20 protein-coding genes, 1 tRNA gene and 3 pseudogenes are annotated in these 24,810 nt (G+C 52.7%); 7 read left to right on the top strand and 17 right to left on the bottom strand.

What is annotated here, in order from left to right; translation table 11 throughout:
• Positions 1–40: 40 nt before the first annotated feature.
• The 3 genes from MUN86_RS11490 to MUN86_RS11480 all read right to left on the bottom strand — a co-directional run bounded on the left by MUN86_RS11490 (position 41) and on the right by MUN86_RS11480 (position 4,137).
• A complete protein-coding gene (locus tag MUN86_RS11490) occupies positions 41–1,426 on the bottom strand; it encodes a putative oxidoreductase C-terminal domain-containing protein (RefSeq protein ID WP_245125515.1) in 1,386 nt (461 codons plus the stop codon).
• A 62-nt stretch (positions 1,427–1,488) separates the two neighbouring features.
• Positions 1,489–2,883 (bottom strand): Gfo/Idh/MocA family protein, encoded by a 1,395-nt coding sequence (locus MUN86_RS11485; protein WP_245125513.1) that lies wholly within the window; start codon positions 2,881–2,883, stop codon positions 1,489–1,491.
• 33 nt (positions 2,884–2,916) lie between these two features.
• Complete coding sequence (locus MUN86_RS11480; RefSeq protein WP_245125511.1) at positions 2,917–4,137, bottom strand: DUF6807 domain-containing protein; 1,221 nt, start codon at positions 4,135–4,137, stop codon at positions 2,917–2,919.
• A gap of 1,131 nt (positions 4,138–5,268) precedes the next feature.
• On the opposite strand from MUN86_RS11480, the gene MUN86_RS11475 reads away from it, so the two are divergent.
• On the top strand, positions 5,269–5,721 hold the full coding sequence (locus tag MUN86_RS11475; protein WP_245125509.1) for a DUF4488 domain-containing protein: 453 nt from the start codon (positions 5,269–5,271) through the stop codon (positions 5,719–5,721).
• A 44-nt stretch (positions 5,722–5,765) separates the two neighbouring features.
• Here the strand turns inward: MUN86_RS11475 and MUN86_RS11470 are convergent, their stop codons facing one another.
• From MUN86_RS11470 to MUN86_RS11450, 5 genes are all read right to left on the bottom strand, one after another.
• Positions 5,766–6,182, bottom strand: a complete 417-nt coding sequence (locus tag MUN86_RS11470) for a hypothetical protein (protein WP_245125507.1) — start codon at positions 6,180–6,182, stop codon at positions 5,766–5,768.
• 193 nt (positions 6,183–6,375) lie between these two features.
• Positions 6,376–6,448 (bottom strand) — tRNA-Thr (locus MUN86_RS11465).
• A gap of 223 nt (positions 6,449–6,671) precedes the next feature.
• Positions 6,672–7,058, bottom strand: a complete 387-nt coding sequence (locus MUN86_RS11460) for a hypothetical protein (RefSeq protein WP_245125505.1) — start codon at positions 7,056–7,058, stop codon at positions 6,672–6,674.
• A 53-nt stretch (positions 7,059–7,111) separates the two neighbouring features.
• Positions 7,112–7,636 (bottom strand): hypothetical protein, encoded by a 525-nt coding sequence (locus MUN86_RS11455; RefSeq protein WP_245125503.1) that lies wholly within the window; start codon positions 7,634–7,636, stop codon positions 7,112–7,114.
• A gap of 618 nt (positions 7,637–8,254) precedes the next feature.
• Complete coding sequence (locus MUN86_RS11450; protein WP_245125501.1) at positions 8,255–8,710, bottom strand: hypothetical protein; 456 nt, start codon at positions 8,708–8,710, stop codon at positions 8,255–8,257.
• 159 nt (positions 8,711–8,869) lie between these two features.
• On the opposite strand from MUN86_RS11450, the gene MUN86_RS11445 reads away from it, so the two are divergent.
• Positions 8,870–9,415 (top strand): RNA 2'-phosphotransferase, encoded by a 546-nt coding sequence (locus tag MUN86_RS11445; protein WP_245125499.1) that lies wholly within the window; start codon positions 8,870–8,872, stop codon positions 9,413–9,415.
• Positions 9,416–9,513: 98 nt separating this feature from the next.
• The gene (locus tag MUN86_RS11440) at positions 9,514–10,191 is read left to right on the top strand and encodes an HD domain-containing protein (protein ID WP_245125497.1); all 678 of its coding nucleotides are present in this window, start codon (positions 9,514–9,516) and stop codon (positions 10,189–10,191) included.
• Between the two features lie 54 nt (positions 10,192–10,245).
• Here MUN86_RS11440 and MUN86_RS11435 read toward each other — a convergent pair whose 3' ends face one another.
• The gene (locus MUN86_RS11435; RefSeq protein ID WP_245125494.1) at positions 10,246–11,844 is read right to left on the bottom strand and encodes an OmpA family protein; all 1,599 of its coding nucleotides are present in this window, start codon (positions 11,842–11,844) and stop codon (positions 10,246–10,248) included.
• A 327-nt stretch (positions 11,845–12,171) separates the two neighbouring features.
• Here MUN86_RS11435 and MUN86_RS11430 point away from each other — a divergent pair, with 327 nt between their 5' ends.
• The 4 genes and pseudogenes from MUN86_RS11430 (at position 12,172) to MUN86_RS11415 (ending at position 18,578) form a co-directional block, all read left to right on the top strand.
• A complete protein-coding gene (locus MUN86_RS11430) occupies positions 12,172–12,414 on the top strand; it encodes a hypothetical protein (RefSeq protein WP_245125491.1) in 243 nt (80 codons plus the stop codon).
• A 146-nt stretch (positions 12,415–12,560) separates the two neighbouring features.
• A pseudogene (gene gyrA, locus MUN86_RS11425) lies at positions 12,561–15,154 on the top strand (DNA gyrase subunit A).
• Positions 15,155–15,323: 169 nt separating this feature from the next.
• The gene (locus tag MUN86_RS11420; protein WP_245125489.1) at positions 15,324–16,466 is read left to right on the top strand and encodes a tetratricopeptide repeat protein; all 1,143 of its coding nucleotides are present in this window, start codon (positions 15,324–15,326) and stop codon (positions 16,464–16,466) included.
• A 1,020-nt stretch (positions 16,467–17,486) separates the two neighbouring features.
• Positions 17,487–18,578 carry a hypothetical protein gene (locus MUN86_RS11415; RefSeq protein WP_245125487.1) on the top strand — a complete coding sequence of 364 codons (1,092 nt, stop codon included), beginning with the start codon at positions 17,487–17,489 and terminating at the stop codon, positions 18,576–18,578.
• Between the two features lie 75 nt (positions 18,579–18,653).
• Here the strand turns inward: MUN86_RS11415 and hisIE are convergent, their stop codons facing one another.
• From hisIE to hisC, 8 genes and pseudogenes are all read right to left on the bottom strand, one after another.
• Positions 18,654–19,295: a bifunctional phosphoribosyl-AMP cyclohydrolase/phosphoribosyl-ATP diphosphatase HisIE gene (hisIE, locus tag MUN86_RS11410; RefSeq protein ID WP_245125485.1), complete on the bottom strand. Its 642-nt coding sequence runs from the start codon at positions 19,293–19,295 to the stop codon at positions 18,654–18,656.
• Positions 19,296–19,390: 95 nt separating this feature from the next.
• Positions 19,391–20,149 (bottom strand): imidazole glycerol phosphate synthase subunit HisF, encoded by a 759-nt coding sequence (gene hisF / locus MUN86_RS11405; protein WP_245125483.1) that lies wholly within the window; start codon positions 20,147–20,149, stop codon positions 19,391–19,393.
• A gap of 87 nt (positions 20,150–20,236) precedes the next feature.
• Positions 20,237–20,952, bottom strand: a pseudogene (hisA, locus tag MUN86_RS11400) (1-(5-phosphoribosyl)-5-[(5-phosphoribosylamino)methylideneamino]imidazole-4-carboxamide isomerase).
• Positions 20,953–21,048: 96 nt separating this feature from the next.
• Complete coding sequence (hisH, locus tag MUN86_RS11395; protein ID WP_245125479.1) at positions 21,049–21,636, bottom strand: imidazole glycerol phosphate synthase subunit HisH; 588 nt, start codon at positions 21,634–21,636, stop codon at positions 21,049–21,051.
• 153 nt (positions 21,637–21,789) lie between these two features.
• Positions 21,790–22,902, bottom strand: coding sequence for a bifunctional histidinol-phosphatase/imidazoleglycerol-phosphate dehydratase HisB (gene hisB, locus MUN86_RS11390; protein WP_245125476.1), 1,113 nt, complete (start codon positions 22,900–22,902; stop codon positions 21,790–21,792).
• Between the two features lie 72 nt (positions 22,903–22,974).
• Positions 22,975–23,328, bottom strand: a complete 354-nt coding sequence (locus MUN86_RS11385; protein ID WP_245125473.1) for a hypothetical protein — start codon at positions 23,326–23,328, stop codon at positions 22,975–22,977.
• A complete protein-coding gene (locus MUN86_RS11380) occupies positions 23,315–23,767 on the bottom strand; it encodes an AAA family ATPase (RefSeq protein WP_245125470.1) in 453 nt (150 codons plus the stop codon). Before MUN86_RS11380 ends, MUN86_RS11385 begins: the two co-directional genes overlap by 14 nt.
• Positions 23,768–23,770: 3 nt before the next feature.
• Positions 23,771–24,743 (bottom strand): annotated as a pseudogene (gene hisC, locus MUN86_RS11375) (histidinol-phosphate transaminase).
• Positions 24,744–24,810 lie beyond the last annotated feature (67 nt).

Genomic DNA, 24,810 nt, shown 5'->3' with positions numbered 1-24,810 from the left:
GTGCTGCTAAAGCGCTGTATGATAAGAGGCACTTGAAACGCTATGGCTTGGGGTTTTCCGAAGCCATTTCTAGCGCCTTAGTAGTAGTGTAGTATTTGGCGAGCATGTTGGGTACCTCCCATTGGGGCATATTTCGCTTTTCGAGGTACTCCAGAAAATGCTCGGTTACGCGGGCGAAGTGGGCTTCATGCCCTTCACGGTAGCTGTCGGGTATGAGTACTTCCCAGCCTTGATCAACCTTTTTGAGCGCCACGCCGGGATATTTCGCCTGGAGCTTCTTTAGTTCTTGCTGCAACCCCTTTTCGTAGGCAGCATCACGTACGCGGGGCTCGATGTACAGCGTCGGTTTGTACTGCTGGGCAACTCCCTGGCGAATTACCAGGTTGGCTTTGGTACCGCGCATCAGCGAGTAGTGCGTATCGCCGGCGCCGTCCGGGGCTTTGTACGCCCAGGTCACCGATACCTGCGCATGCACCCCGAGCAGCTTATAGGAAATCGTGCCGTTGCTGTACACTTTCAGCAGGCTATCATTGACCAAGTCTTTCTTCAGGTACTCAGGAAAGCTGTTTTGCTTGGTGATAGTCTTGAACTGGCTGAGGCTCATAGGGGTGGCCCAGCGCTTGGCCGATAGCACCTGAATATCTTTTTTGTAGTCCAGCGCCCGCTCCGGAAAGCATTCCCACTGCACCAGATCCACTAAGTGGGTAGTTACGTCCACCAAACCCTCGCCTTCCTGCGTAACGTCCATAAACCAAGCAGGCCGCGTAAGCACGCTGCCCGAAACGTTCTTGTAGAAGCAGTGGGTGCTTTCTTTGACTACCGCCGGATTCTGGGGTGTTCCTTTCTCCAGGGTGCCAAATACCGTCGGCATCAGGGTTAGTTCTTTTTGCAGAATTGTGGGTATCTCAAACCGCTCGGTCATGATATCATACAGCAGCAAATTCTTCTGCTTGGCTGTCGCAAAGGCGCTTTCCAAGGTCTTGAATTCCTTGCTGTTGATGCACATGGGCTTGTCGGCCAGCACGTTGAACCCGGCTTGTAAGGACTGGGCAATGTATTCCGTCTTTTTTTGGTTGTTGCCGGCTACCACTACCACGTTGCCAGCCTTTTCGGCTAGCATCTTAGCAAAGAAATCGGGCCCCGAATACACCTGCTGCTGCCAGCGCGTGGGCGCCTCGGCGCGAGTGTTGTAGGCCGTCACTCGGGCCAGGTGCTGCTGCAAATCTGTGCCGCCTGGCGCGTACACGTGTACAATCGGGTCGACATTCTTATACATCGACTTTTGCACCAGCGCCGCGTGAAAATGGCCGGGGTCGAGGGTAATGAGCCGAACCGGAGCGCCAGATTTGGGAGCAGCGGGCGTTTGTGCGAGGCAAGGCAGAAGTGGCAAGAAAAAGAAGTGGCTAGCAACGAATAAGTTCTTCATTTTCTTCAACGAACGGTAAAACAAGATGCTCCCTAGCTGCGCTCAGGCGTTTGCTGGTTGTGTTAGCCGGGCAGCGTGTAGGGTTTGCGCTGGGGCCGGGAAAGCAGACGGTTCGCTTCCGCATCATTCACGAACTGCTCCTTGGCGGGGTCCCAATACACTTTGCGCTTCAACTTCATCACAATATGATGAATTAAACACGTCGAGCAGGAGCGGTGGCCCACTTCCACGGGCGCAATGGGTTGCTTGCGCGACTTGATGCACTCCAGCCAGTTGCCGTGGTGCTCTTTGCTTTCGTACAGGTGGATTTCGTTGGGCCCAATCACCGACTGGATAATTTTCGGGTCGCTGGCATCTAGCGCTTTGGCGGCTTGCAGACTAACCGGGTCGCTGGACGTGGCCTTGGCATCGCCGCGCGACACGAATATCCAGCCCTCGGTGCCTTCAAACTTGATACCGTTCGGCAAACTGTCGCTGATAATCATGTGCACGCCGTTGGCATAGCGCCCCTCAGTCTTAAACGGGCCGTGCACGTCCCACAAGCCCTTTTTAGGGAATTCGGCGCTGCCCCATACTTCCACGGGGCCGGTGTGTTCGGTGTTCATGGCCCAGTGGGCACAATCGACGTGGTGCGAGCCCCAACCCGTAATCATGCCGGCCCCGAATTGCTCGCAGCGCAACCAGCCGGGCCGGTCGTAGCCTTGTTGCGGGTGCACGCGTTTTTCGGTGTAAAACACTTCGGGTGTCGAGCCCAGCCACCGGTCGTAGTTTAAGTTGGCGGGTATCGGCATGGCAACTTCTTCTTCACCCGAAGGGTCGCCGGGCAACCCAATGGAAACGGTTTTCAAGGTGCCAATACGCCCGTTGCGCACGAGTTCGGCCGCGTAGCGGAACTGGGTGGATGACCGCTGCTGGCTGCCAATCTGGAAAATGCGCCCCGTGCTTTTCACGGCGTCGCTCAGGGCCCTGCCTTCCGCAATGGTCAAGGAGGTTGGTTTTTGGCAGTACACATCTTTGCCCGCCCTTACGGCCGCCATCCCAATCAGCGCGTGCCAATGGTCGGGCGTGCTGATTAAGACGCCGTCGATGTCCTTATTCTGCAGCAGCGCTTGGTAGTCATGGTACACCTTCACCCCGTCGTACGGCTTGCCGTTTTTCTTGGTGTAAAACTCGTTGACCAGCTGTTTTCCTTCTTCGGCGCGCCGAGTGTCCACATCGCAGACCGCCATGATCTGGGCTTGGTCGTACTGCCACACGCCGGGCATGTCGTGAATGCGGGAAATGCGCCCCGTGCCGATGGCGCCGATGTTGATGCGGTTGCTCGGCGCGTTTTTGCCGAAAACGCTGGCCGGCACAATGGTCGGGAAACCGCCGAACACCAAGGTGGCCGCCGCTACTTTAGTGGAGGTTTCCAGAAAGCTTCTTCTCGAAACCTGGGAGGGTTTTTCTTCGCTCATGGGAGGGGTTTTTACACAGATCAGAAGAAAGTATCACTTGCGTTGCACCGTAACTTTGGGCTCGGCGCTGAAAGCCTGCCAACCACTCTCCGCTTTTTCTTTCGTGAAATGCCCGTTGTACACGATCAGGCGGTATTTGAGCGTATAAGTTTGGCCGGGGTTGAGCTGCCAGTTCCTATTCTTGGTGGGCGAGAAATTCGCAAACATGTCGCCACGGCCATTCTGTGTTTCGGGCCAGATACGTAGCGGCTCGGGGTGGTTGTAGTTGGTTGGGTACGACATCATCACCACCCCCGCGTAGTCGTTGTCGAGTTGGCCCTGCACGATGCACCAGCGCGCCGTAGAACCGTCGGCCTGCTTGCGGTTTTTGCCCTCCGAGGTAAGCACCTCGCTGTTGTCCTTGTTCCACTTTTCGGTGGTGCGCCAGCCAAACCCGCCGTACCGGTAAGCCAGCAGCAGTACAGGACTGGCGCTGGCGCAATTCATATCGATGGTGACATCAGCTATGTAGTAGTCCTGCCCTTTGGGCTGATACACTCGCACGGTTTGCAGCTCATTGAGGGCCACTTTTTCCGAGCCACCTTTCTTGAAAGCCACATGCTCTTGCAGCACTTGGTATTCGCTGTACACGGGTCCCGCGGTGGTCGAAACTGCGTTGGCGAAGCGCACGGTGCCTTTCCGGTCGCGGATGTTCCAGAAATCGACCGTGTCTTTTTCAAAGAGCACGTGCGTCCAGGGGTTCCAGATGCCGTAGTGGTGGTAATGGTCGGGCGCCTGAATTCGGGTTAACTCCTGGCCGTGCGGCGACCACAACGGGTGAATAAAGCCGCTCCGCTTGTAAGCCGTGTCAATACCCGTTGGAGGGTAAACCGTCTTGTAGTTGTAGCGCAGCAGGTTTTTGTTTTTGCTCATGACAGTGAACGAGCCTTGTGCATCCTGTACACGCATCGTCGCATCGGTTCTGCTAGCCTTGCCTTTCACCAATTCATAGGTGCGCTTGCTGGTTGTGCTAGCGGCCGGATCAAGTATCCAATGGATAGTGCGCTCGGTTCCGTGCTCGATTTGGAAGGGAATATTGGTGCGCTTAGCGCCCTGTACTTCTACCAGCGTGAGTACCGAATCGGGCAGAAAAGTAAGGGCGTCCAGGCTGGTTTTGACGGGTGTTTCTAAACTGCTGGGAGTAGGAGGGAACCCCACTTCCAGCGTTGCAATTCTTTGCGCGAAACCTTTCGCACTTACCAAAGGAGTAAGCAAAAGCAGCCAGCAGCTGAACCGGATCATGTCGTAGTGCCTAACGGTGCAAGCCTATCCATTCCGACCAGAGCCTGGCAAAGCAGGGCTCTGTTTTCGCTGGAAGGCAATTCCAAGTAAGGAAATAATTTGGGCTAACGGGTGCCCTTAGATGACGAATGTGTGAACGAAAGTATCACAATCGTTACCGGATAGGTTTACGATTGGCTAGGCTGCTGCATTTCGATAACAACGCCCTTAAAATTAGATTCATGCTAGTTGTTTCTCGGTATGTTGCTATCAGCTCATATTTTGCACTGCTCGTTCGGGCGAAGCGTACCGCTAGTCGAACTGAGCAAGCATCTGGCTAATGATCCACAAAGACCGCAATTTTTAACTTCTTTTGGCTTCTACTACCGTGTATGCAACCTTCCACTGGGCTAGTTGATCTTCCGATTGTATTCTACTCCCACTAGTTGTTAGCCTTATTAATGAAAAAGATTCTATTCTCCACCGCAATAGCCTTTCTCACATTCACTACCGGGGCGTGCACCAAAGAAACAGCAGAGCCGACAGACTCTGGGCTAGTCGGTGAATGGGAGTGGGAGCAGAGTAGTGGCGGCATTGCGGGCACGACCAGTACCCCTGCTTCTACCGGTGTACATCGGACTCTAGTCTTCAAACCGAACAATACGCTTGAACTTTATCAGACGCAGCAAGGCCAAACTTTGCTTGTCGAGACGACCACTTACTCGCTCGGCACTCTGCGCAGTATCCACAGTGGTCAGTCGGAGCCGGCCGTCACTATCAACTACCACGCCCCAGAACTAATATGGTGCAGCCGCAGACTTCCATTTACAATATTGACGAAGACGGAACCCATCTGCACCTCAACGACAACTACTACGATGGGTTCGGCTCCTCCTACCAACGAAAATAACTGGTAACGCCCACCAAACTACATTGGGCATATTCTCTGCTGGTAGCATCCCAGCTCGATGAAACGCCTACTGTCAAGTTATTTAAAATCGTGCTGAGTGCTACCTTTCGGGCGTAGCAGCCTGATAGTATTAGCAGGTGTGCAGACACAACCTAGTGGCCATGCTGGCATAAAGCGAGCAGTAGGTTCAGAAACGTAAGCCTAAGCCTAAGCATATGAAACTAAATAGCTACCTCTTGGCGATTAGCATTTTTTTAATTTCGTGCAGAGAAAACAAGGAGTTAAAACCAGCTGATCATTCGCTGGTTGGTACCTGGCAGTTAGTAAAAGCAACGACAATTGAAAAGGGAGACACGTCGGTGATTGATTTTACCAGCAATCAGTCGTTTATCAAAATTATCAACAACACGCATTTCGCCTTTTTGCAGCATGATCTGCAGAAAGGCAAGGATTCAGCGGTTTTTGTGTCGGGCGGCGGCCGGTATTCCTTGCACAACGATAAGTATACCGAGCAGCTAGACTACTGCACTGCCCGAAAGTGGGAAGGAAATACGTTTTCTTTTACTGTTGCTTTCAAGGGAGATACTCTCATCCAGCAAGGCCAAGAACAGGTCGAGCAGGCCGGTGTAAACCGCGTAATGGTTGAAAAGTACGTGCGAGTAAAATAATAGCTAGTTCGAAGAAACTTCGAACTAGCTACTCAATGGAAAGATCAGTAAAGAGTTGCCTGTAAAGGTTGACGCTCTACTTGATAAGTATCCGTCAGAGCTGTTTGCTGCTTATTTTTTCTGCGTTGCTTGGCGACCTCGAGGAAAAGAGGGGTCTTCGGCAGCACGAAGAGTGGAATCCGGAACCTGCAGATACTGCGTGTCAATAAAGCCTTTGGAACTGTGCTTGGGAAAAAGCTCGCCCCCGGCTTGGGAGCAACGGTGTAGAGGCCATTGACAGCGCCGGCTTTCAAGTCTAGGGTGTCGCCGCGCTTAGCAAACATAATCCTCGTGTCTGCAGACGTATCTGGTTGCGCATAAATTGCGGCTTTGTCGGCCGTTACCACCACAGGGTAGCGGAACTTTTCAGCTTGCCCACAGGACGCTACCGCCAACCCCGATAGAATTAGAAATCGTTTCATAGCCGCCAAGCTACTGTAAACAGAGTAGCGAACCAATCTTGCCATACGCAAACAGGCGCATTAATTGCCATTCAGTAGGAGCTAGGTCTATAAGCTAGATTGTACTGCTTAGGAGCACTGCTAAGCCGGGTTGGCAACTTATAACAAAAACGCCCTGCAAATCAGTGATTCACAGGGCGTTTGCAAATTCAAGAGCCTCCTGCCGGGATCGAACCAGCGACCTACTGATTACAAGTCAGTTGCTCTACCAGCTGAGCTAAGGAGGCGTTGAAGTGGTGCAAAACTAAGCGGCTAGATGGGTTTTTCAAACCGATTCGCAAACTTTTATGACCGAAAACCTGAAAGTGCCTAAGGTTCAGACTTAAAAATGTAATGTTCAAGGCCCCATTCAAGAATGCCAAGCCTCCCTGAGCCGTCCGCTTGTCACTTTTCTGCCAGAAATAAGAAAGCAGCAGGGACTAATCTAGTTGGCGCAGCCAAGCTTCCGCCTCATCCAGCTCCTGAAATAGCCGATACGTCATGGGATGCGGCCTTGGCCTCTTGCATGATCTGGCTAACTGATAACCGAGCAAATACATCATGAGGTAAGAGCACGGCTCCATAGAGCGCGTGCGCTTCGTTTGCTTTACGATCCAGCCAATAGTCGGTAATCCAGGAGCGCTCGTCATCATTGAACGGCGCCATTAAGCGTTGGTCACCAAGAAGCCTGTGCCAACTGCGTAATTGCAGTAAGCGCCCGGCATGCGTTAGGAAAGCTTGTAGATGATCAAGTTGACGAGGGTCGGCTTTGTACTGGACCAGCGCGTAACCATCGGGATGTTCGAGGATACGACCCACAGGGTTTTCGAAGTACAGGCGTAACGATAAAGCAAGCATGGTGGGAATATACGGACTCGGAAAATATATCTTGAGTTGGCTGCTATTATGGCTTAAGTGCCCGCTGGAAACGGCCGCGTCGTACGCAATGCTTGTTTCAACTCCTGCTCTTTAAGTTTCTTACAAGTTATCAAAATGAGAGCGTCAGAGCTCATCGCATTTTCGTCGTAGCTCATGTGTACGCGTTTGCCGTTCCAAGCATAGCGTTGCATATAGGGGCTGCGCCGGGTGCCAGGGCCAGCTTGCTGCTGTAGTTCGGCTAGTACAGCACGGCTGTTGCTGAGGCCATTTGTCTGCAGCATCACGATAGCAAGTTTGCCTTTGTAGAAACCGTAAGTAATATCGGCAATCTGACCGCTACCGAGTTGTTTGGACTCACCAGTACGGCGATAATAACGCGTCTGACCGGCTTTTTCCGCCAACGCTAAATCGCGGTACGCGGATGTGTCAGTTTCGAATCGGGCGCCCCGAAATCCGTACGTTTCGTCTAAAGTTTGAATGCTGGAAGCATGATCTTGAGCGTACAGATCAGCGGCGGGTAGGGCAAGAAGGCAGAGCAGAGTAGAAAAAAGCTTCATTGAAAAGCAATCAGCGGTATAAGTACATAGTAGCGTTAGTGTGACCAAGATAGATTATGCAGTATCAAAAAATGCAAAAATATAAATAAAGTACAAATAATGGGTTTGATAATACCGATGCTAGCTGCACGACCTATTAAATGTAGTCCGACAACAGGGTTAAATCGGCTACTTGCGCAAGTAGAAGAAGAGGAGTAAGCCTAAAATTAACAGTAGGAGCAGAGCTATGCGTTGAAGCAAACGCCGCCACTGTCGGAATTGGCGCCGTTTGTTGCGCTGGCGTTTCATCAGGAGGGGCAAAGGATAGAAAGACAGAGAAGTTTTACGAGTGGTTCTTCCGTTGTCGTTGCTGTTCTCTATGTTTTACAGCAGAAATCCATGCGTGATATACTGCTTGCCGCCTGCTCTCTATTCCTGAAATGTACGAGAAGGAACTTGGTTGTGCCGAGAAAAGTAGAGTTACAGCTACAAACCCATAGGAAGCAGGGCTGAGTTACTAAGTAAACAGCCGATATGAAACGGAAATTGGTGGTAGCCAAGGCGGCTGCCACCAATTTCCGTTTCATATCGGCTGTGTTTGTAAGAAGGCAGAGGTCTTTTTACGAGTAGGGCAAACGGTTAAGGCTGACTTTGCTCGAAGTCCTGGTCGGATTGCGTTGAGTTGGGTGAAGCAGTTGGATTACGGCTGTTCATACCGATGTTTTGAGCTTCCTCTGGGCGAGGCTGGTTATAGTCGCCTCCGCCGTAGCCGCCGCGAAAAGCATTGGTATCGGAATTTACTTGTCGGTCGGAGAGGTTCTCGCGGCCACCACTGGTGCCTAGGCCACCGCGGGTGCCGCTTTCGTCGTAAGCACGGTCTTCGTCGCCATTGAAGTCGGCGCGGCCTGTGCCGTAGCTGCGACCTACCGAACTGTAAGGTTCGTCGGGGCTGGCGGCACTGTAACGCCGCTGCTGATTGTAGTCGCTGCCTTGGTCTCCGAAAGCGGTATCACCCTGCGGCGCGTCGTCGTGGTCGGGCGGGAGGTTTTCCTTGCCAAATTGGTTGCTGCCCGTGATGTTGCCTCCGTTGGGCATGCCATTCAAGTCGTCTTCTAGTGGGTCTAAGCCGTTATTCGGTTAATTGTAGGTTGCCATGTGGTACTGAAATTGAATCTGCAAAGAAAAAAGGTCAACTTCGAGTACTTCAGCTAGTATGGAATAGTTATGCTGAGCTTCAACTGAACTAAAGATTATATGGATTCCGCCCGCGCTACACGCCTCAGCAAGTTTCTAAGTTTACACCTGCGCCACCGTCCCGAAGCGCTTAATTTGACGTTGGCGGAGGGCGGATGGGTAGGAGTAGAGGAACTGCTGGCCGCTGCCGCTCGTCATGGCCAGCCCATCAGCCGTCCCGAACTAGACGAACTAGTAACCAACAGCGACAAACAGCGCTTTGCCTTTGATGCCGAAGGCACCCGTATTCGTGCGCAACAAGGCCACAGCATCCCCGTCGACCTTGGGCTGGTACCCGTAACGCCACCAGCCGTACTTTATCATGGCACGGTGCCGGCTGCCTTGCCAGCTATCCTTCGCGAGGGCCTGAAAAAGATGAAGCGCCACCACGTACACCTCTCACCCGATGAGGAAACAGCCCGGCGCGTGGGCAACCGCCGCGGCCCCGCTGTTCTGTTGGCCGTTGATGCAGCCCGCTTGCACTCTGCGGGTCACTTTTTCTACGTGTCCGGCAATGGGGTGTGGCTTATTGATGACGTGCCTCCGCAGTACTTACGCGAACTGTAATTCCTAATTATTAGGAGGGATACCCTTTTTTTCGCGGCAAAGCCGTTGCTTTGCTAGGCCGACCCACGGTGGGGTGGCCGTACTTTTCACTGTTGCTTTTGAACGATCAAGCTTTAATTAACCGTACCGCCGACTTCGTCCGCGAGAAATTCCTGCACGAAGGTTCGGGCCATGATTGGGAACACATTCGGCGGGTATGGCAGGTCGCCCGCGCCCTCGCCCGCGACACCCCACAGGCCAATCCGCTTGTTACCGAACTTGGTGCTTTGCTGCACGATGTAGCCGACTGGAAGTTTCACGATGGTGATGAAGAAGCGGGTCCGCGGGCTTCGAGGGCCTGGCTGGAAAGTCAGCAAACCGAGGAAGGCGTGATTGAGGCCGTGGAGCGCATTATCCGTGAAATAAGTTTCAAGGGCCTCGGCGTGGCAACTCCCATGAGTTCAGTCGAGGGCGAATTGGTGCAAGATGCCGACCGACTTGATGCCATTGGCGCTATCGGCGTGGCCCGCGCCTTTGCCTACGGTGGGTACAAAGGTCGTCCACTGCACGATCCAACTGTGCCGCCGGTGGTACACGAGTCGTTTGAGAGCTACAAGAAAAACACTGCCCCCACGGTCAACCATTTCTACGAGAAGCTGTTGCACCTGCGGGAGCGGTTACATACGCCCGCGGCCCGCAAAGTAGCCGAGGAGCGCCACGCGTTTATGGAGCAGTTCCTAACGCAGTTCCTGCGCGAGTGGGAAGGCCAGGACGTGAATGCCGAGCAACAAGCATAGCAAACAAAACCCGGTCGGTTCCGCGGAACCGACCGGGTTTTGTTTGCTGCATCCTTACTGTTGTCGGTTGCGTTTCGAGCGAAACTTTTGCCGGACATTGTTGATCCAGCGCCCCACCTTGGTGCGCTGACGGGACTTTTTCCGCCGGAGTTGCTGCGTGGCACTTGAACGGGTCGATTTTGCGGCTTGGGCGGCGGTGCTAGCAGCAAGAGCAGTTTTAGTTTCCAGTGGCTCCGGTGGGAGAGGCGCAGATTTAGAAACCACTTTGATACTAAGCCGACGATTGAGGGCGCGGCCTACCGGGGCGGCATTGGACGCTACGGCGTAGGCTTCACCATAGCCAGTGGCTTGCAGGCGGCTTTGCGAGATGCCTTTTGCCGCCAGGGCCCGCATAGCGGTCTGCGCCCGAGCGTCGCTGAGGCGCAAATTTTTCGCCGCATCCCCAATACTGTCGCTGTAGCCACCAAACAGAATTTTAGCACGGGGAAAGGTTCTCAGAATGGCTGCCAGGTTAGTTAGCTGCTGCTGCGATTCAGGTGTGAGCGTTGCCTCGCCCGATTTGAAATACACTCGGTCGACGTTAATCCAGCCGGTGCCGGGGTTCAGAGAGTCGGCTTGGCGGTGGGCATCGGCCAGAAACCGGTAAAGCTGATATTCCGTCGAATTCATGCCTACTCGTTGCGTGCTGCCATCAGCCAGCGTAATAATCAGCGGTTGCCCCGTGTTATAGATGTAGGTGTCGGTAGCAGCGTCGTAGTGACCGGGGGGCGTCTGCCCGCTCAGCGTGGATGCTGCAGGAGTGGATTCCGCGTTAAGCGAGGAAGAGGTGGTAGCGGTGTAAGCCACGGGGGTACGCTGTTCGGCGGAAAGAGCTTCGTTGGTAGCAGGGAGCCATTTAAAAAAGCCGTAACCGAGTGCCAAGACTGGAAACAGCAAAAGAACCCATTTCCAGGCAGCCATCTGGCCCAGATACGAACCGATTAATGTGCGGCGCTTCGGTACAAAAATACTGCCGCCGCCTACTGTAGCCCAGTCTCCGGCGCTGGCTTCGAACTTAGGAGCCGACTGCCGAGGGCGTGGCGGAATAGAGCGGCGAGTTGTTGAATCAGGAGTTGGTGCCACTTGCTTGGTGGGCGTTGCTTGAGGCTCGGCGTCGGGAAGAGGTTGCTGCTGTTGTAGCCAGTGTTGTAGCCAGTTGCGTAGGCCAGGGGCATCGAAGTTGTGGTCGGCGGCATAGTGGCCGAGGCCGCTCAATACAACTGCCACAACTACTTCTAATAGTAGATTGAAGGAGGCAAGCGGCAAGCCCGCCTTAATTGACATGCGGAACGTAGTGGAATCATAGGTGTCTCTGAGCAGATCTTGCATAAGGCTCAGGCCCCGCCCGCCCCAGGTTGCTATGTCGAGCCTGTCGAACTGAGGGGGCATGGGGGTTTGCTGAGCCTGCTTTGCCAGGTTCCATATTGCTTCGGCCCCCTGTGGCCGCGCCATCCGCTCGGTAAGCAAACGTATCACCCACGGAATCACCTGGGCCAATGCCTGCTCTACAATTATAGTGCTCTTGCCGACTATGGTGCTAAGCTGGCTAACACGGTCTGGGAAAAGGTAGCCGTTGGTTAGTTCAGTTATTGTTGGGTCTTGCTTTATGTCCATAGCCTTTCCACTCAAAATATTATTGCAGCTATGTAATGCTTGGGTTTTTGTAGAACGATCCTAAAATCATACCACATACGAGCAAGGCCACGCCGCCACCTGAAAATCGCTGTTGCCCTTGCCAAAGCGCTAACAGGTTTGTGAGGCCCCTCTCTAGAGCTAGCCGAAGTACATGATTGCCAGCCCTAGTACGCGGTGGATGTAAGAGTGTTTATAATCTGGTGCTTAAGAGAGAATAGATATGGTTAAAGTAATCTTTTAACTTAGTAGGTAAGCCGGATTTTAGTGGGGGCTGGCTGACTACTGGCAACTGAATATCTTTACCCCATGAAATTATTTTTATTCTTCGCGCGGCGGTATTGGCCGCTTCTGTTACTGGTTGTTTTCACTTCCTGTCGTTCCTGCCCAATTGTATCCTGCCATACTCGTAAGGTGCATTTCCATGATGGCGTGAAGTATCGGGGGCAACCCATCTTCAAGAAACAAAACCCCGCTATTGGCGAAAAAATCAAGACATACAACCCGAAAGCCGGCAAACACAAGTCCGATAAAAGCAAGTCCATCCACTAAGCTTAAGCGCAGCAATTAGCCTGCCTAAATCGGGGCGGAAGCTGGGAAAAACGGGGTTTTTTGCGTATCTTGCGGACTAAACGCAACCATCATTCACGGTGCCGAAACTGCCGTTCAAGCAGTGGTCGGCCGACTAAGTTCTCCCTATGGCGGAAGGCGAAAAAATCATTCCGATTAACATTGAAGACGAGATGCGCGGCGCCTACATCGATTACTCGATGTCGGTTATCATCTCCCGGGCTCTGCCCGACGTGCGCGACGGCCTTAAACCCGTGCACCGCCGCGTGCTCTATGGCATGAGCGAACTAGGCGTCTCTTACAACAAGTCCTACAAAAAGAGCGCCCGTATCGTGGGCGAAGTACTCGGTAAGTATCACCCGCACGGCGACTCGTCCGTGTACGATACGATGGTACGTATGGCCCAGGACTGGAGTCTGCGTTATCCGCTCGTCGACGGCCAAGGTAACTTCGGCTCCGTTGACGGCGACTCACCCGCTGCTATGCGTTACACCGAAGCCCGCCTGAAGCGGCTGGCCGACGAGATGCTCGGCGACCTGGACAAAGAAACAGTTGACTTCCAGCCCAACTTCGACGACTCGCTGGAAGAGCCCAGCGTAATGCCCTCGAAGTTTCCGAACCTGTTGGTAAACGGTACCACGGGTATTGCGGTGGGTATGGCTACCAACATGCCACCCCACAACATGACGGAAGTCGTGAACGGTATCATTGCCTATCTCGACAACTCCGACGTTACCATTGCCGAGCTCATGGAGCACATCACCGCCCCGGACTTTCCAACGGGTGGTACCATCTATGGCTACGAGGGTGTAAAGCAAGCTTTCGAAACGGGTCGGGGCCGGGTGGTCGTGCGGGCAAAAGCCCACGTCGAAACCCTGGATAGTGGCAAGGAGCAGATCGTCATCACCGAAATCCCCTACATGGTGAATAAGGCGTCGATGATCGAGAAAACGGCCGCCCTGATCAATGAGAAGCGCATTGAAGGCATTGCCGACTTGCGTGACGAGTCTGACCGGGACGGTATGCGCATTGTGTACGTGCTCAAGCGCGACGCCATGCCCAACGTGGTACTCAACCAGCTTTACCGCTACACGCAGTTGCAGTCGTCCTTCGGCGTCAATAACGTGTGCTTGGTGAAAGGGCGTCCGATGACGCTCAACCTTAAGGAACTGATTCACTATTTCGTAGAGCACCGCGCCGACGTAGTAGTACGGCGTACGCGCTATGAACTAGCTGAAGCTCAAAAGCGGGCCCACATCCTGGAAGGCTTGCTTATTGCTCTCGACCACTTGGACGAGGTGATTGCCCTGATCCGGGGTTCGCGCGACGGCGAAGTAGCCCGGGCGCAACTCATTGAGCGGTTCTCGCTGAGCGAAGTGCAGGCCCGCGCTATCCTGGATATGCGTCTGCAGCGCCTCACCGGCCTGGAGCGCGACAAGATCGTGCAGGAATACGACGAGCTGATGAAGCTGGTTGATTACCTGAAGTCGGTTTTGGCTTCGGATGAGCTGCAACGCAAGATCATCCGCGACGAAATGATCGACATCCGGGAACGGTACGGCGACAAGCGGCGCACCATGATCGAGTACGCCGGTGGCGACTTTAGCATGGAAGACATGATTGCCGACGAGAGCATGGTTATTACCATCTCCAACGACGGCTATATCAAGCGCACTGCGTTGGCAGAGTACCGGACGCAGGGTCGGGGAGGAGTAGGCGCTCGGGGGCAGCTTCCAAGCAAGACGACTTCACCGAGCACTTGTTTGTGGCTACCACCCACGAATATCTGTTGTTCTTCACCGAGCTAGGTCGGGTGTTCTGGCTGAAAGTGTACGAGGTGCCCGAAGCTGGTAAAGCTGCCAAAGGCCGGCCGATCCAGAACTTGATTGAAATTCCGCGCGAAGACAGCGTCCGGTCGGTACTCAACGTGCGTGGCCTCCGCGACCCGGATTACCTGGAAAACACCTACCTGATGTTCTGCACCGAGCAGGGCACCGTGAAGAAAACGCCGCTTGAGGCGTACTCACGTCCTCGCACCGCTGGTATCAACGCCATTACCATCAACGAAGGCGACCGGCTGCTCGATGTACAGCTGACCAGCGGTAAGTCGGAAGTGGTGGTAGCGTTGCGCTCGGGTCGGGCGGTGCGTTTTCCCGAAGAGAAAGTGCGCTCCATGGGCCGGACGGCTGCTGGAGTGCGCGGTATCACTCTCTCCGACGAAAATGATCGGGTAGTTGGGATGGTGTGCATTGCCAATGACAGCCAGGAAGAGTTGCTGGTAGTTTCCGAAAACGGCTACGGCAAGCGCAGCCCGCTCGAAGAATACCGCATCACCAACCGCGGTGGCAAAGGAGTTCGGGCCATGAAAATCACCGAGAAAACCGGAGCTTTGGTAACCATCAAAGCTGTTTCGGACTCTGATGATTTGATGATCATCAATAAGTCGGGTATTACCATTCGGATGAGTGTTGCCAAGGAACTGCGTTCAATTGGTCGCGCTACGCAGGGTGTACGTTTGATTCGATTGAGCAGCGGAGACGCTATTTCGTCGGTGGCCAAAGTTGCGGCCGAAGACGAAAAGGAATTAGATGGCGAGTTACTAGCTGATGGCACGACCCTTGCCATTAGCGAAAATGGAGATGATGTAACCTCTGCCGAGGTTGTACCAGACTCCGATGATTTAGAATCTCTCACTGATCCCGACGCGCTCAGCGATAACTAAGCGTTGTTTTTTTAGTGTAGTGGCAGGAGTGAGGTCGACTTAAATTAAGTGTCGGTGTTTCTTCTGCCACTCCTAAAAGCTACAGAACCGGTAAGCTGAACTTCGGGCCGGTTCTTGCGGTTTGTTCAGCAATTCCTTTCCACATCCACTTTCTTCACGAAAAAACCCCATGAAGAAGATTATTCTGACGCTTGTTGCTGCGGCAGCTCTCACTTCCGCTTCGGCCCAGAATTCGGCGGTCACCAATGCCATTCTAAATCAGAAGAGCGGTCTACTTGACAAAGCCCGTACCGAGATTGACAAAGCCATTGTCAACGAGAAAACCTCGACCAAGGCTAAAACCTGGTTTACGCGGGGCGAAATCTACGACGCCATGACCACCAATCCCATCTACGGCAAGGCACTGCAGCCCGGTGAAGGCACTAAGGTTGCGTACGAGTCGTACAAGAAAGCCATCGAACTCGATGGTAAAGATGGTGAGTTCGGCAAGCAAGCTACCGCTAAGCTCGATAACCTATACGGACTAGCGCTCAATGCTGGCGTAGAGAACTACAACGGTAAGAAGTACGACGATGCGTTGGCTTCCTACAAAATGGCGCAGCAAATTCGTCCGCAGGATACCACCGCGTATTTGTATGCGGCTTTTGCAGCTGAAGCCAAAGAAGACTTTGCCAGCGCCAAGCAGACATATGCGCAACTACAGAGCATGAACTACAAATCGCCCCAGATGTACGGGCGGATGTTGCAGATTGCCCGCCAGGAGAAAAACGAGCAAGAAGCCATGAAGGTGGTTGAGCAAGCCTTGAAAGCATATCCCAACAACAAAAGCTTTATGCTGGAGGAGTTGAATATGTACCTGAGCGCTGGCCGTGGTAAGGAAGCTATCAGCAAAATCGAAAACGCTATTGCTGCCGATCCTAAGAACTCCAACCTGTATGCTGTTCTCGGTTCCATTTATGACCAAGACAAGCAACCAGAAAAAGCGTTGGCGGCTTACCGGAAAGCTGTAGAGGTTGATCCAAATAACTTCGACGCCAACTTCAACTTGGGCGTTTATAACTACAACAAAGCGGCTGACTTGTATACCAAGGCTAGTAAAATGGACTTGGCTACGTATCAAAAAAGCGGTAAGAAGTTCGAGACAGACGGTAAAAAGTTCTTCACGGATTCTGTACCGTATTTTGAGAAGGCACTCGCCATCCAGCCTGACGATCGTGCAACCATCACATCTTTGGGTAAAGTATATGCTAAGCTAGGTCGCACTGCGGATGCTGAGAAAATGAACGCTAAGCTTGACGGATTGAAGAAGTAGTTTTCCCTTTAAGAGGGGAGACAGATGAAACCAGCCCGAGGACCTAAAAAGGCTTCGGGCTAGTTTTTGAAAAGTCTACTTAACATAATATAAATTATAAGACAAATGTCCTGGTCGCCAAAGGGCCTTGAATAATATGCTTGCTATTTACAGCTAGTGGGTCAGACAGATCCAATTAAAGGTTTGAATTGACCCTACGACTAGCTGAGTACAAAGCACAAATGCTCTCACTAAATTCTGTTGGTGATTGCATTGATACGCTTATGGCTACTACGTGAACCTTAGTCCATAGAAAGCCTCCTAGTATGAAGTTTAATTTGTTGATGTGTTAGATGAGAGAAAAATGCTTGAAAGCAGCGAATTATTTAAGACCGTACACTCGAACTTTCTTATGTGAGCTAGCAAGGTTGGATTACACATTAGCAACTGTTACCTCAGAAAAGGCTTTTCGGTTAGATATTGTTTGGTTAGAGAATGTGCTTTTTGATAGTATAGACATTTTGCTCCCAGTTCGCAGGGTTAGTCGTCAATTGAACTGCGCAGTATAACTGCGAAAGTCATGGACTACATACAATTTACACATAATGAACAGCCGTTATGATGTAATTGGGTGTTTATGCCTAGTCTTAAGTAAAATGAGGACCGAAAAAATTTAACGTCTCCTCTCCTATTGTAAGCCTGTTTATACACGTTTTCTATGTTATAAAACTATGTAAATTATAGGCAAACTTGCCCTCGATAATTGATGCTAAGCTGTAGGAAGCGCTTATAAGAGGCATTAATTGACCTTTCACATAGCCTCTCCAAGCCCCGACCCCCCATACTGTAGTTTAGTATATAATTACTATGGCTATTATACCTCACATTGGTATGATCTATTAATGCACAATAAAAGCTATTAGTAAAAAAAAGTACATAAAGTACAAGAAAGTATAACTTTTATGAACTATTTTATACTTTATGCTACTTTTACATACTTTTTATTCTTATACTTGCCACTCACTTAAACTCTATCTTTTTATGCCTAAGACCATAGACTACCCCCGCACTAGCTATCAAAGCGCATGGGAGGTATCAGAGGTAGTTGATGATACTGGTGGTAAGTGCTCTTTGGAAACTTGTGCCCGTAAGCTCAATCGTAAAGTCAGTGGCTCTTTCAAGGCCATTCTTGGCTCAGCGGTTAAGTTTGGGTTACTAACCAGTAAACGAGAGTTGCTTACTACAACCAACCTGTTTCGCCGTATAAAGCATGCGTATGACAAGCAAGAGGAAACGCTTTATCATCGCGAGGCCTTTCTCCACCCTCCACTCTTCACTCAGATATGCCGGAAGTTTCGTAATCGGGAACTTCCAGTACATATGTTTGACATCATGCTTATCCGCGAGTTTGGTGTAGAAGAGATAAATGCTCAGAATGTAGCCAAAGCCTTTGTGGAAGGAGCGCGCATGACCGGCATCATCGATGAACGAAACGTTATTGCCGATATAGATCAGTTGGCGGCTCAACAAGGACCGCGGCGTGAGCTGGCCAGTGGTGAAATGCCTCTGAACTTGTTTAAGGGTTCTGATAAAACAAAAGCAACTACAGATTCAGGCTCTGCTCCTGCTGACTCTATGGACGTAGCACAACCTACACCAGATGATTTAGACTCTGAATTTGAAAATAACGGTAACCCTGGTACATCCGCCAGTAGGCCTTTTGTGCCGGCACCGCCGATAAGTAGAGCCAACGCTCCTGAGAGCGACGACTCAGACCCCATTTCAGCCCTGTTTGGATTGCACCAGTCGACTCAAACTCCGGCGACTGCCTCATCACCCACTAAATCGCCTGAGCCCCCGTCAGAGGCACATAATAAATCGGCATCTAATACCATTAATACCTCAACTCCAGCGCCCCCTAAGGCTTCTCTACCTTTACCTGCCGCAAAACCGGCGTCCAACGTACCAGCGTCACCGCCCGTACCAGTGTCTATGGTCAACTCGTCAGGGTCTCCAAGCTTCATGATTCACATCAGCGGCCCAGGGCTCGATACCCAACTTCATATCCAGGATACCGACGACTTGGAAATTGTGCGCATCCTGTTAGATAAAATTCGCAAACAGTTGAGCTAATTAATCAATGTACGTACACTTAAAAAAGGCTCGCCATATGGCGAGCCTTTTTAGTTTCAACTTATTTTAGCTTGGCTATTCTTCCCGACGTACTCCTTGCGAAATAGTGCTGTGCCGCTGCCGCAGTACATCCACCACGTTTTCTAAAGAAAGACCAGACGCCGTAAGTAATACCAACAAATGGTAAAGTAAATCGGCAGCTTCACCCTGCAGGCCGTCGCGGTTGCCTGCCACCGCATCAATAACCGTTTCAACAGCTTCCTCTCCTACTTTCTGGGCCATTTTAGGGATGCCCTTTCGAAACAGCGAAGCGGTATAAGACTTGGGGTCTTCGTCGGGGAAACGATGCCGACGCTGCACCAGCCGCTCCAGTTCCGCTACAAAGCTCACGGCGGGCGCGGGATATGCCACTTGCTCGGGCTGCTCGAAGCAACTGGTAGTACCCCGGTGGCAGGTGGGACCGTCGGGGGTGGCCAAGATCAATAGGGCGTCCTGGTCACAATCGGGGTGGATGCTGACGACCGTGAGAAAGTTGCCGCTGGTTTCGCCTTTGGTCCAGAGACGCTGCTTGGAACGGGAAAAGAACGTGACCCGACCCTCCTGCTGCGTTTTAGCTAAGGCTTCTTCGTTCTGATAACCGAGCATCAATACTTGCCCGGTCTGCGCATCTTGAACAATGACCGGCACGAGGCCGTCGGGCATTTTGGCGAAATCCATATTTCGTTTTTTGTTGATTTGTTCTTCCTATTTCAGGTTACTGTTGAGTTTGAAAACAAACCGTGTCTAGAACCACTAGCAACCAGAAAATAGGTTTAAAGGCGGACAGGGATACCGTCCTGACGGAGATGTTCTTTCAGCTCGCGGATACCGATTTCACCGAAGTGGAAGATACTGGCGGCCAAACCAGCATCGGCGTGGGCTTGCTGGAAGACGTTGGTGAAGTCCTGCTTGGACCCCGCCCCTCCCGAAGCCACCACGGGCACTGATACCGCCCGGCTGACGGCCCCCGTAATATCGAGCGCAAAGCCTTCCTTACAGCCGTCGTTACTCATGCTGGTGAGCAGAATTTCGCCGGCCCCGCGGTCGGCCGCCTCGCGGCACCATTCCACAGCATCAAGGCCAGTGTTATGGGTTCCGGCCCGGGTATAGATCTGCCAGCCATCGGGCTCGTGGTAGCGAGCATCAGCGGCTACAACAATACATTGAGAACCGAACCTACGGGCTAGCTCGTCAATAAGCTCCGGCCGAGCCAAGGCGGCCGAATTGATGCTGACCTTGTCCGCCCCATTGAGCAGCAGGGCTTCCACATCCCGCACCGTCCCGATACCCCCACCTACCGTGAAAGGGATATCCAATTCGCGCGCCACGTCCCGTACCAACGCTACCAGCGTTGCGCGCTTCTGGTTGGTGGCCGTAATGTCAAGAAAGACCAGTTCATCGGCCCCTTCCCGGGCATACCGCGACGCCAGCGCCACCGGGTCGCCGGCGTCGCGCAGCCCTTCAAAGCGCACTCCCTTCACGGTACGCCCGTCTTTCACGTCGAGGCAGGGTATTATACGTTTAGTTAGCATATGATTCGGTTTTCGTTATTGGAGATTCGCCTTCCACTTACTTGGACTTTTAGAAAGCGGAGAGCCGCAGAAGACGATTCTTAGGGCTTAGAGCCACGGCTGCAATTCAGGCAGTGTGATCGTGCCTTCGTAGATGGCCTTGCCGATAATGGCGCCATACATCCCGATTTCAGCTAAGGCCGCAACGTCCGCAATGGTCGTGACGCCACCACTGGCAATAAGCTGAGCTTCGGGCAGAGCCAGGCGTAAGGCGCGATAAGTAGCCAGCGCGGGGCCTTGTAGCTTACCGTCTTTACTTACATCAGTACAGATAAAGGTGGTCGCCCCCGCTGCTAGGTATTGCTGCACAAACTCCTGCAGCGTTCGTTCGCTTTGTTCGGCCCAGGCATTAATGGAAATGTGATTGTCGCGGAAATCAGCCCCCACAATAATCTTTTCGGCCCCAAATGACTGAAGCCACCCTCCTACCAACGCTGGTTCCCGCACGGCAATGCTGCCCGCTGTGACTTGTACCGCGCCGGCGTCGAAGGCCTGCCGCACGGCTTCCTCACTCTGGAGTCCCCCCCATAGTCAATCACCAGCGATGTGCTGGCAGCTATCCGCTCTAGTACGGGCAGATTGACAGGATGCTTGGCCCGAGCGCCGTCCAGATCCACTAGGTGCAGCCGTTTTACTCCCTGCTGCTCGAAGCGTTGGGCCACGGCTACCGGGTCGGAATCATACGTTGTTTGCTGCGCGAAGTCACCTTCCGTAAGGCGCACGCACTGCCCGTTGATAAGATCTATGGCTGGGATTATTTCCATTGGGGTAGATGTACATTGTCTTTGTAGATGCATTGGTTACTACGAGGCTTCTGCTGGTAGTACCACTGGGGCACTACAGAAACCACCGGTACTACATCACATGGTTAGAAAGTTTTCCAGGATACGGGTACCTACCGGGCCGCTCTTCTCGGTGTGAAACTGGACTGCATAGAAGTTTTTATGCTGAACTGCAGCACTGAAAGGCGTGGGGTAAGCGGCCTGCGCAATCGTATAGTCCCCAACGGGGGCGTAGTAGCTATGCACGAAGTACACATAGTCTTCTTCGCGCAAGCCCGCAAACAGCGGTGACCGTAGTTCCTGTAGCGTGTTCCACCCCATGTGGGGTACTTTGTAATCGATGCTAGCCGGAAAGCGTACTACGTTGAAAGGTAAGATGCCAAGCAAGTCGGCATTGTTTTCCTCGCTGTGCTGGCCGAGTAGCTGCATGCCCAGGCAGATACCAAGGAACGGTTGGGTAAGGGTTGGTAGCAACTGATCGAGCCCTTGAACTCGTAGTTCTTCCATGGCAGAAGCGGCTTCCCCTTCCCCCGGAAACAGGATCTTATCGGCCCGCCGGATGGCCTCGTGGTTGGCTGTCAGGGTAGCTTTTACACCTAGCCGGTCAAGCGCAAACAGCACAGACTGTACGTTTCCCCCTTTGTAATCAATTACTGCAATTTCCATGGCTTACTTATGACGCTGAACACTGTTTACTCATTTGTATATACATATGGGCAAACGCGGTTATTGGCCCTCTGCATTACCCAAGCAAATGCATAGTGCTGATAAATAGACACATTACCGTGTTTACTCATTTGTTCATACATATGGATAATATCAAAGAATGCCTTTGGTGCTAGGTATTTCCATCTTGCCCGCATCACGCACTAAAGCCATCTTTATGGCTTTAGCTACAGCCTTGAAAATGGCTTCTATCTTGTGGTGCTCGTTGGCCCCTTCTGCTTTAATGTTGAGGTTACAGCGGGCCGCATCAGAGAAGCTCTTAAAGAAGTGGTAGAACATTTCGGTAGGCATGTCCCCTATCTTCTCCCGCTTGAATTCGGCATCCCATACCAACCACGGCCGCCCCGAAAAGTCGATTGCAGCTTGGGCTAACACATCGTCCATGGGAAGTAGGAACCCGTAACGCGCGAGTCCTCGCTTATCGCCGAGCGCCTGGGTGAAAGCTTCCCCCAACGCAATAGCCGTGTCTTCTATCGTATGGTGTTCGTCGATGTGCAAATCGCCTTGCACCTCAATCTTCATGTCGACGCCGGAGTGCTTGCTCAGTTGATCGAGCATATGATCGAAGAAGCCCAAACCAGTATGCATCTGAGGCCGGCCATTACCATCAAGGTTTATCTTGATCGAAATCTTGGTTTCGTTGGTGTCTCTTTGTACTACGGCGGTACGAGCAGGTAAACGTAAGAATTGGTATATACTTTCCCAACTCATAGTAGTGAGAGCAGCACGTTCGTCGCTCTCTGTTTCAGGCTGCAGTAGTATGGCCTGACAACCCAGGTTCTGAGCAAGCTCAACATCCGTTAAACGGTCACCTAAAACGAAAGAATTCGAAAGATTATATCCGTTATTCTCTTCCAAGTAATGTTGTAACATACCTACCCCCGGTTTACGGGTAGACAATTTTTCATGGGGAAAGCTCCGGTCGATGTGCTCCCGCGCAAACTCCACTCCTTCTGAGCGCAGGATGTCGAGCATCATGGTGTGCGCTGGCCAGAACGTTTCTTCTGGAAAGCTCGCGGTGCCGAGGCCGTCTTGGTTGCTCACCAATACCAACTCGTAGTCTAGTTCGCGGGCAATGCGCGCCAGACCGGTGATGGCCCCAGGTACAAACTGAAATTTCTCTCTGCTTAGAGAATCTACTTGGAAATCTGTGGGCGGCTCAATCAGGATGGTGCCGTCCCGGTCAATGAAGAGAACTTTTTTCATGGAGTGAAAGATACCGCCGAGTTCAATGGTTACCCCCGACGGATAGTATATAATATGGTAAAAGCCGACGGTCTACTCGACCGCCGAAAGCAAAGTACCAACCCACTGTGCGTACGCTTCACTTAACGGAAGCTCCATATTGGTAGCCAGCCGCCGCCGACTGGTTTCAATGGGCTGCTGGCTAACAGGATTCAGCCCTGACTTAACGTAGTCTTCCCAGTAAAACCCAACTCCCCGCTTTTGCCAAGCCGGAAGAATATTGTAGTTGATGCCCGCCCCAAATAGTAAGTCGTGCTTGGCAGTTGTGCTTGACCCTTTCACTTGACTGGTCGCCTCCCCCACCGTACGGCCTTGCTTGCGCAACAACCAATGGTCGTGGGCGGTTTCGAATACCCGCAGCCGCGCATCAATCTCATTGAACTTCATCCTGCCAATCGTTGATTTGAAATTCCTGATTCCCTAAGGCCCGCACGAAATAGAGTTGATCGAAACCTTCGGCGCGGCTTGGTCGCTCAAACCGATTGCGCGTACCCCGGATGCCCCGCTCGGGAACCTGGCGCTCCGGCGGGCGCTGTTGGTTGCGCACCACAGCTTCGGCCGCCACCGAGTGAAAGAAGTAACCCACGATTTCGAAACCCGCGGCACGGGCCGGTTCTATATAGGTCGCTCGTTCGGCGCGGGTCGGGTTGGTGTTGTCGATTACGCAGCGCATCTGGGTTTCCAAACACAGCTGCAACAGCCGCCGCTCCCGGTTGCGCGTGCGCAGCAGGTCGAGGCTGATGCGCACGTGCGAATGGAAGAAACGCTGCATATAGAAAGTCGACTTGCCCGTCGCCTGAATCCCACAGAACAAAACGAGCTGCATAGTCTATGCTGGTTGCTGCGAAACCGAAAAGTTTTGCAGGGCTTGCACTAATTGCTCGTTTTCCTCGGTAGTGCCCACCGTTAGGCGGAGCGTGCCGGCGCACCCGGGCTGGGTGGTCCGGTTGCGCACCACAATGCCTTTGCCAAGCAGGTAGTCATACACGGCGGTAGCATCGGGCCGGAAACGAACCAGGAGAAAGTTGGCATCGGAGGGAAATACTTCCTCGACAATAGCGAGGGCGGGCAATTGTTGGGCGAGCCAGCCGCGGCCGGCTAAGAGTTGCTCGCGCATCTGCCCGAAGTGCGGGGCGTCTTGCAACGCGGCTAGGGCATGTTGCTGAGTGGCCTCCGATATATTATAAGGAGGCTTGATTTTGTTGAGGTAGTTGATGACTTCCGCCGAGGCGAAGGCCATGCCCAACCGCAGACCCGCCAACCCCATGCTTTCGAGAAGGTCTGAAGCACCACTAGGTTAGGAAACTCGGCTAAGCGCGTAGTCCAGCTAGGCGCGGCAGCGAAATCAGCATAGGCCTCATCTACCACAACCAGCCCCTTGAAACCGCGCAGGATTTCTTCTATCGATTCCGCGTGCAGCAAGTTGCCCGTCGGGTTGTTGGGCGAACAAAGGAAAACCAGCTTGGCCGGCGAGGCGAGAACTTGCGCTACGATTTCGGGCGAGAGTTGAAAGTCCGCCGTGAGGGTACCCGCTCGATACGCACATCGTTGAGGTTGGCGGCTACCTCGTACATGCCGTAGGTTGGGGGCAAGAGCAGGATACTATCTTGGCCGGGCGTGCAGGTGAGGCGCACCAACAAGTCAATGGCTTCGTCGGAGCCGTTGCCGAGGAAAATTTGAGTGGGCTCCACTCCTTTCAGCTTGGCCAACGGTGCTTTCACGGCGCGCTGCTGCGGATCGGGGTAGCGGTTAAACAGGTCGGGGCCCGCGCTGCCGAGGCTGTTTTCGTTGGCGTCGAGCATTACGCGCGCTTCCCCCTGAAATTCGTCGCGGGCGGAAGAGTAGGGTTTCATAGCCCGGATATTGGGC

This window comes from Hymenobacter volaticus, from assembly GCF_022921055.1.
Lineage (GTDB): Bacteria > Bacteroidota > Bacteroidia > Cytophagales > Hymenobacteraceae > Hymenobacter > Hymenobacter volaticus.
The sequence above is the reverse complement of the archived record's forward strand: the minus strand, read 5'-3'. Positions and strand labels throughout refer to the sequence as shown.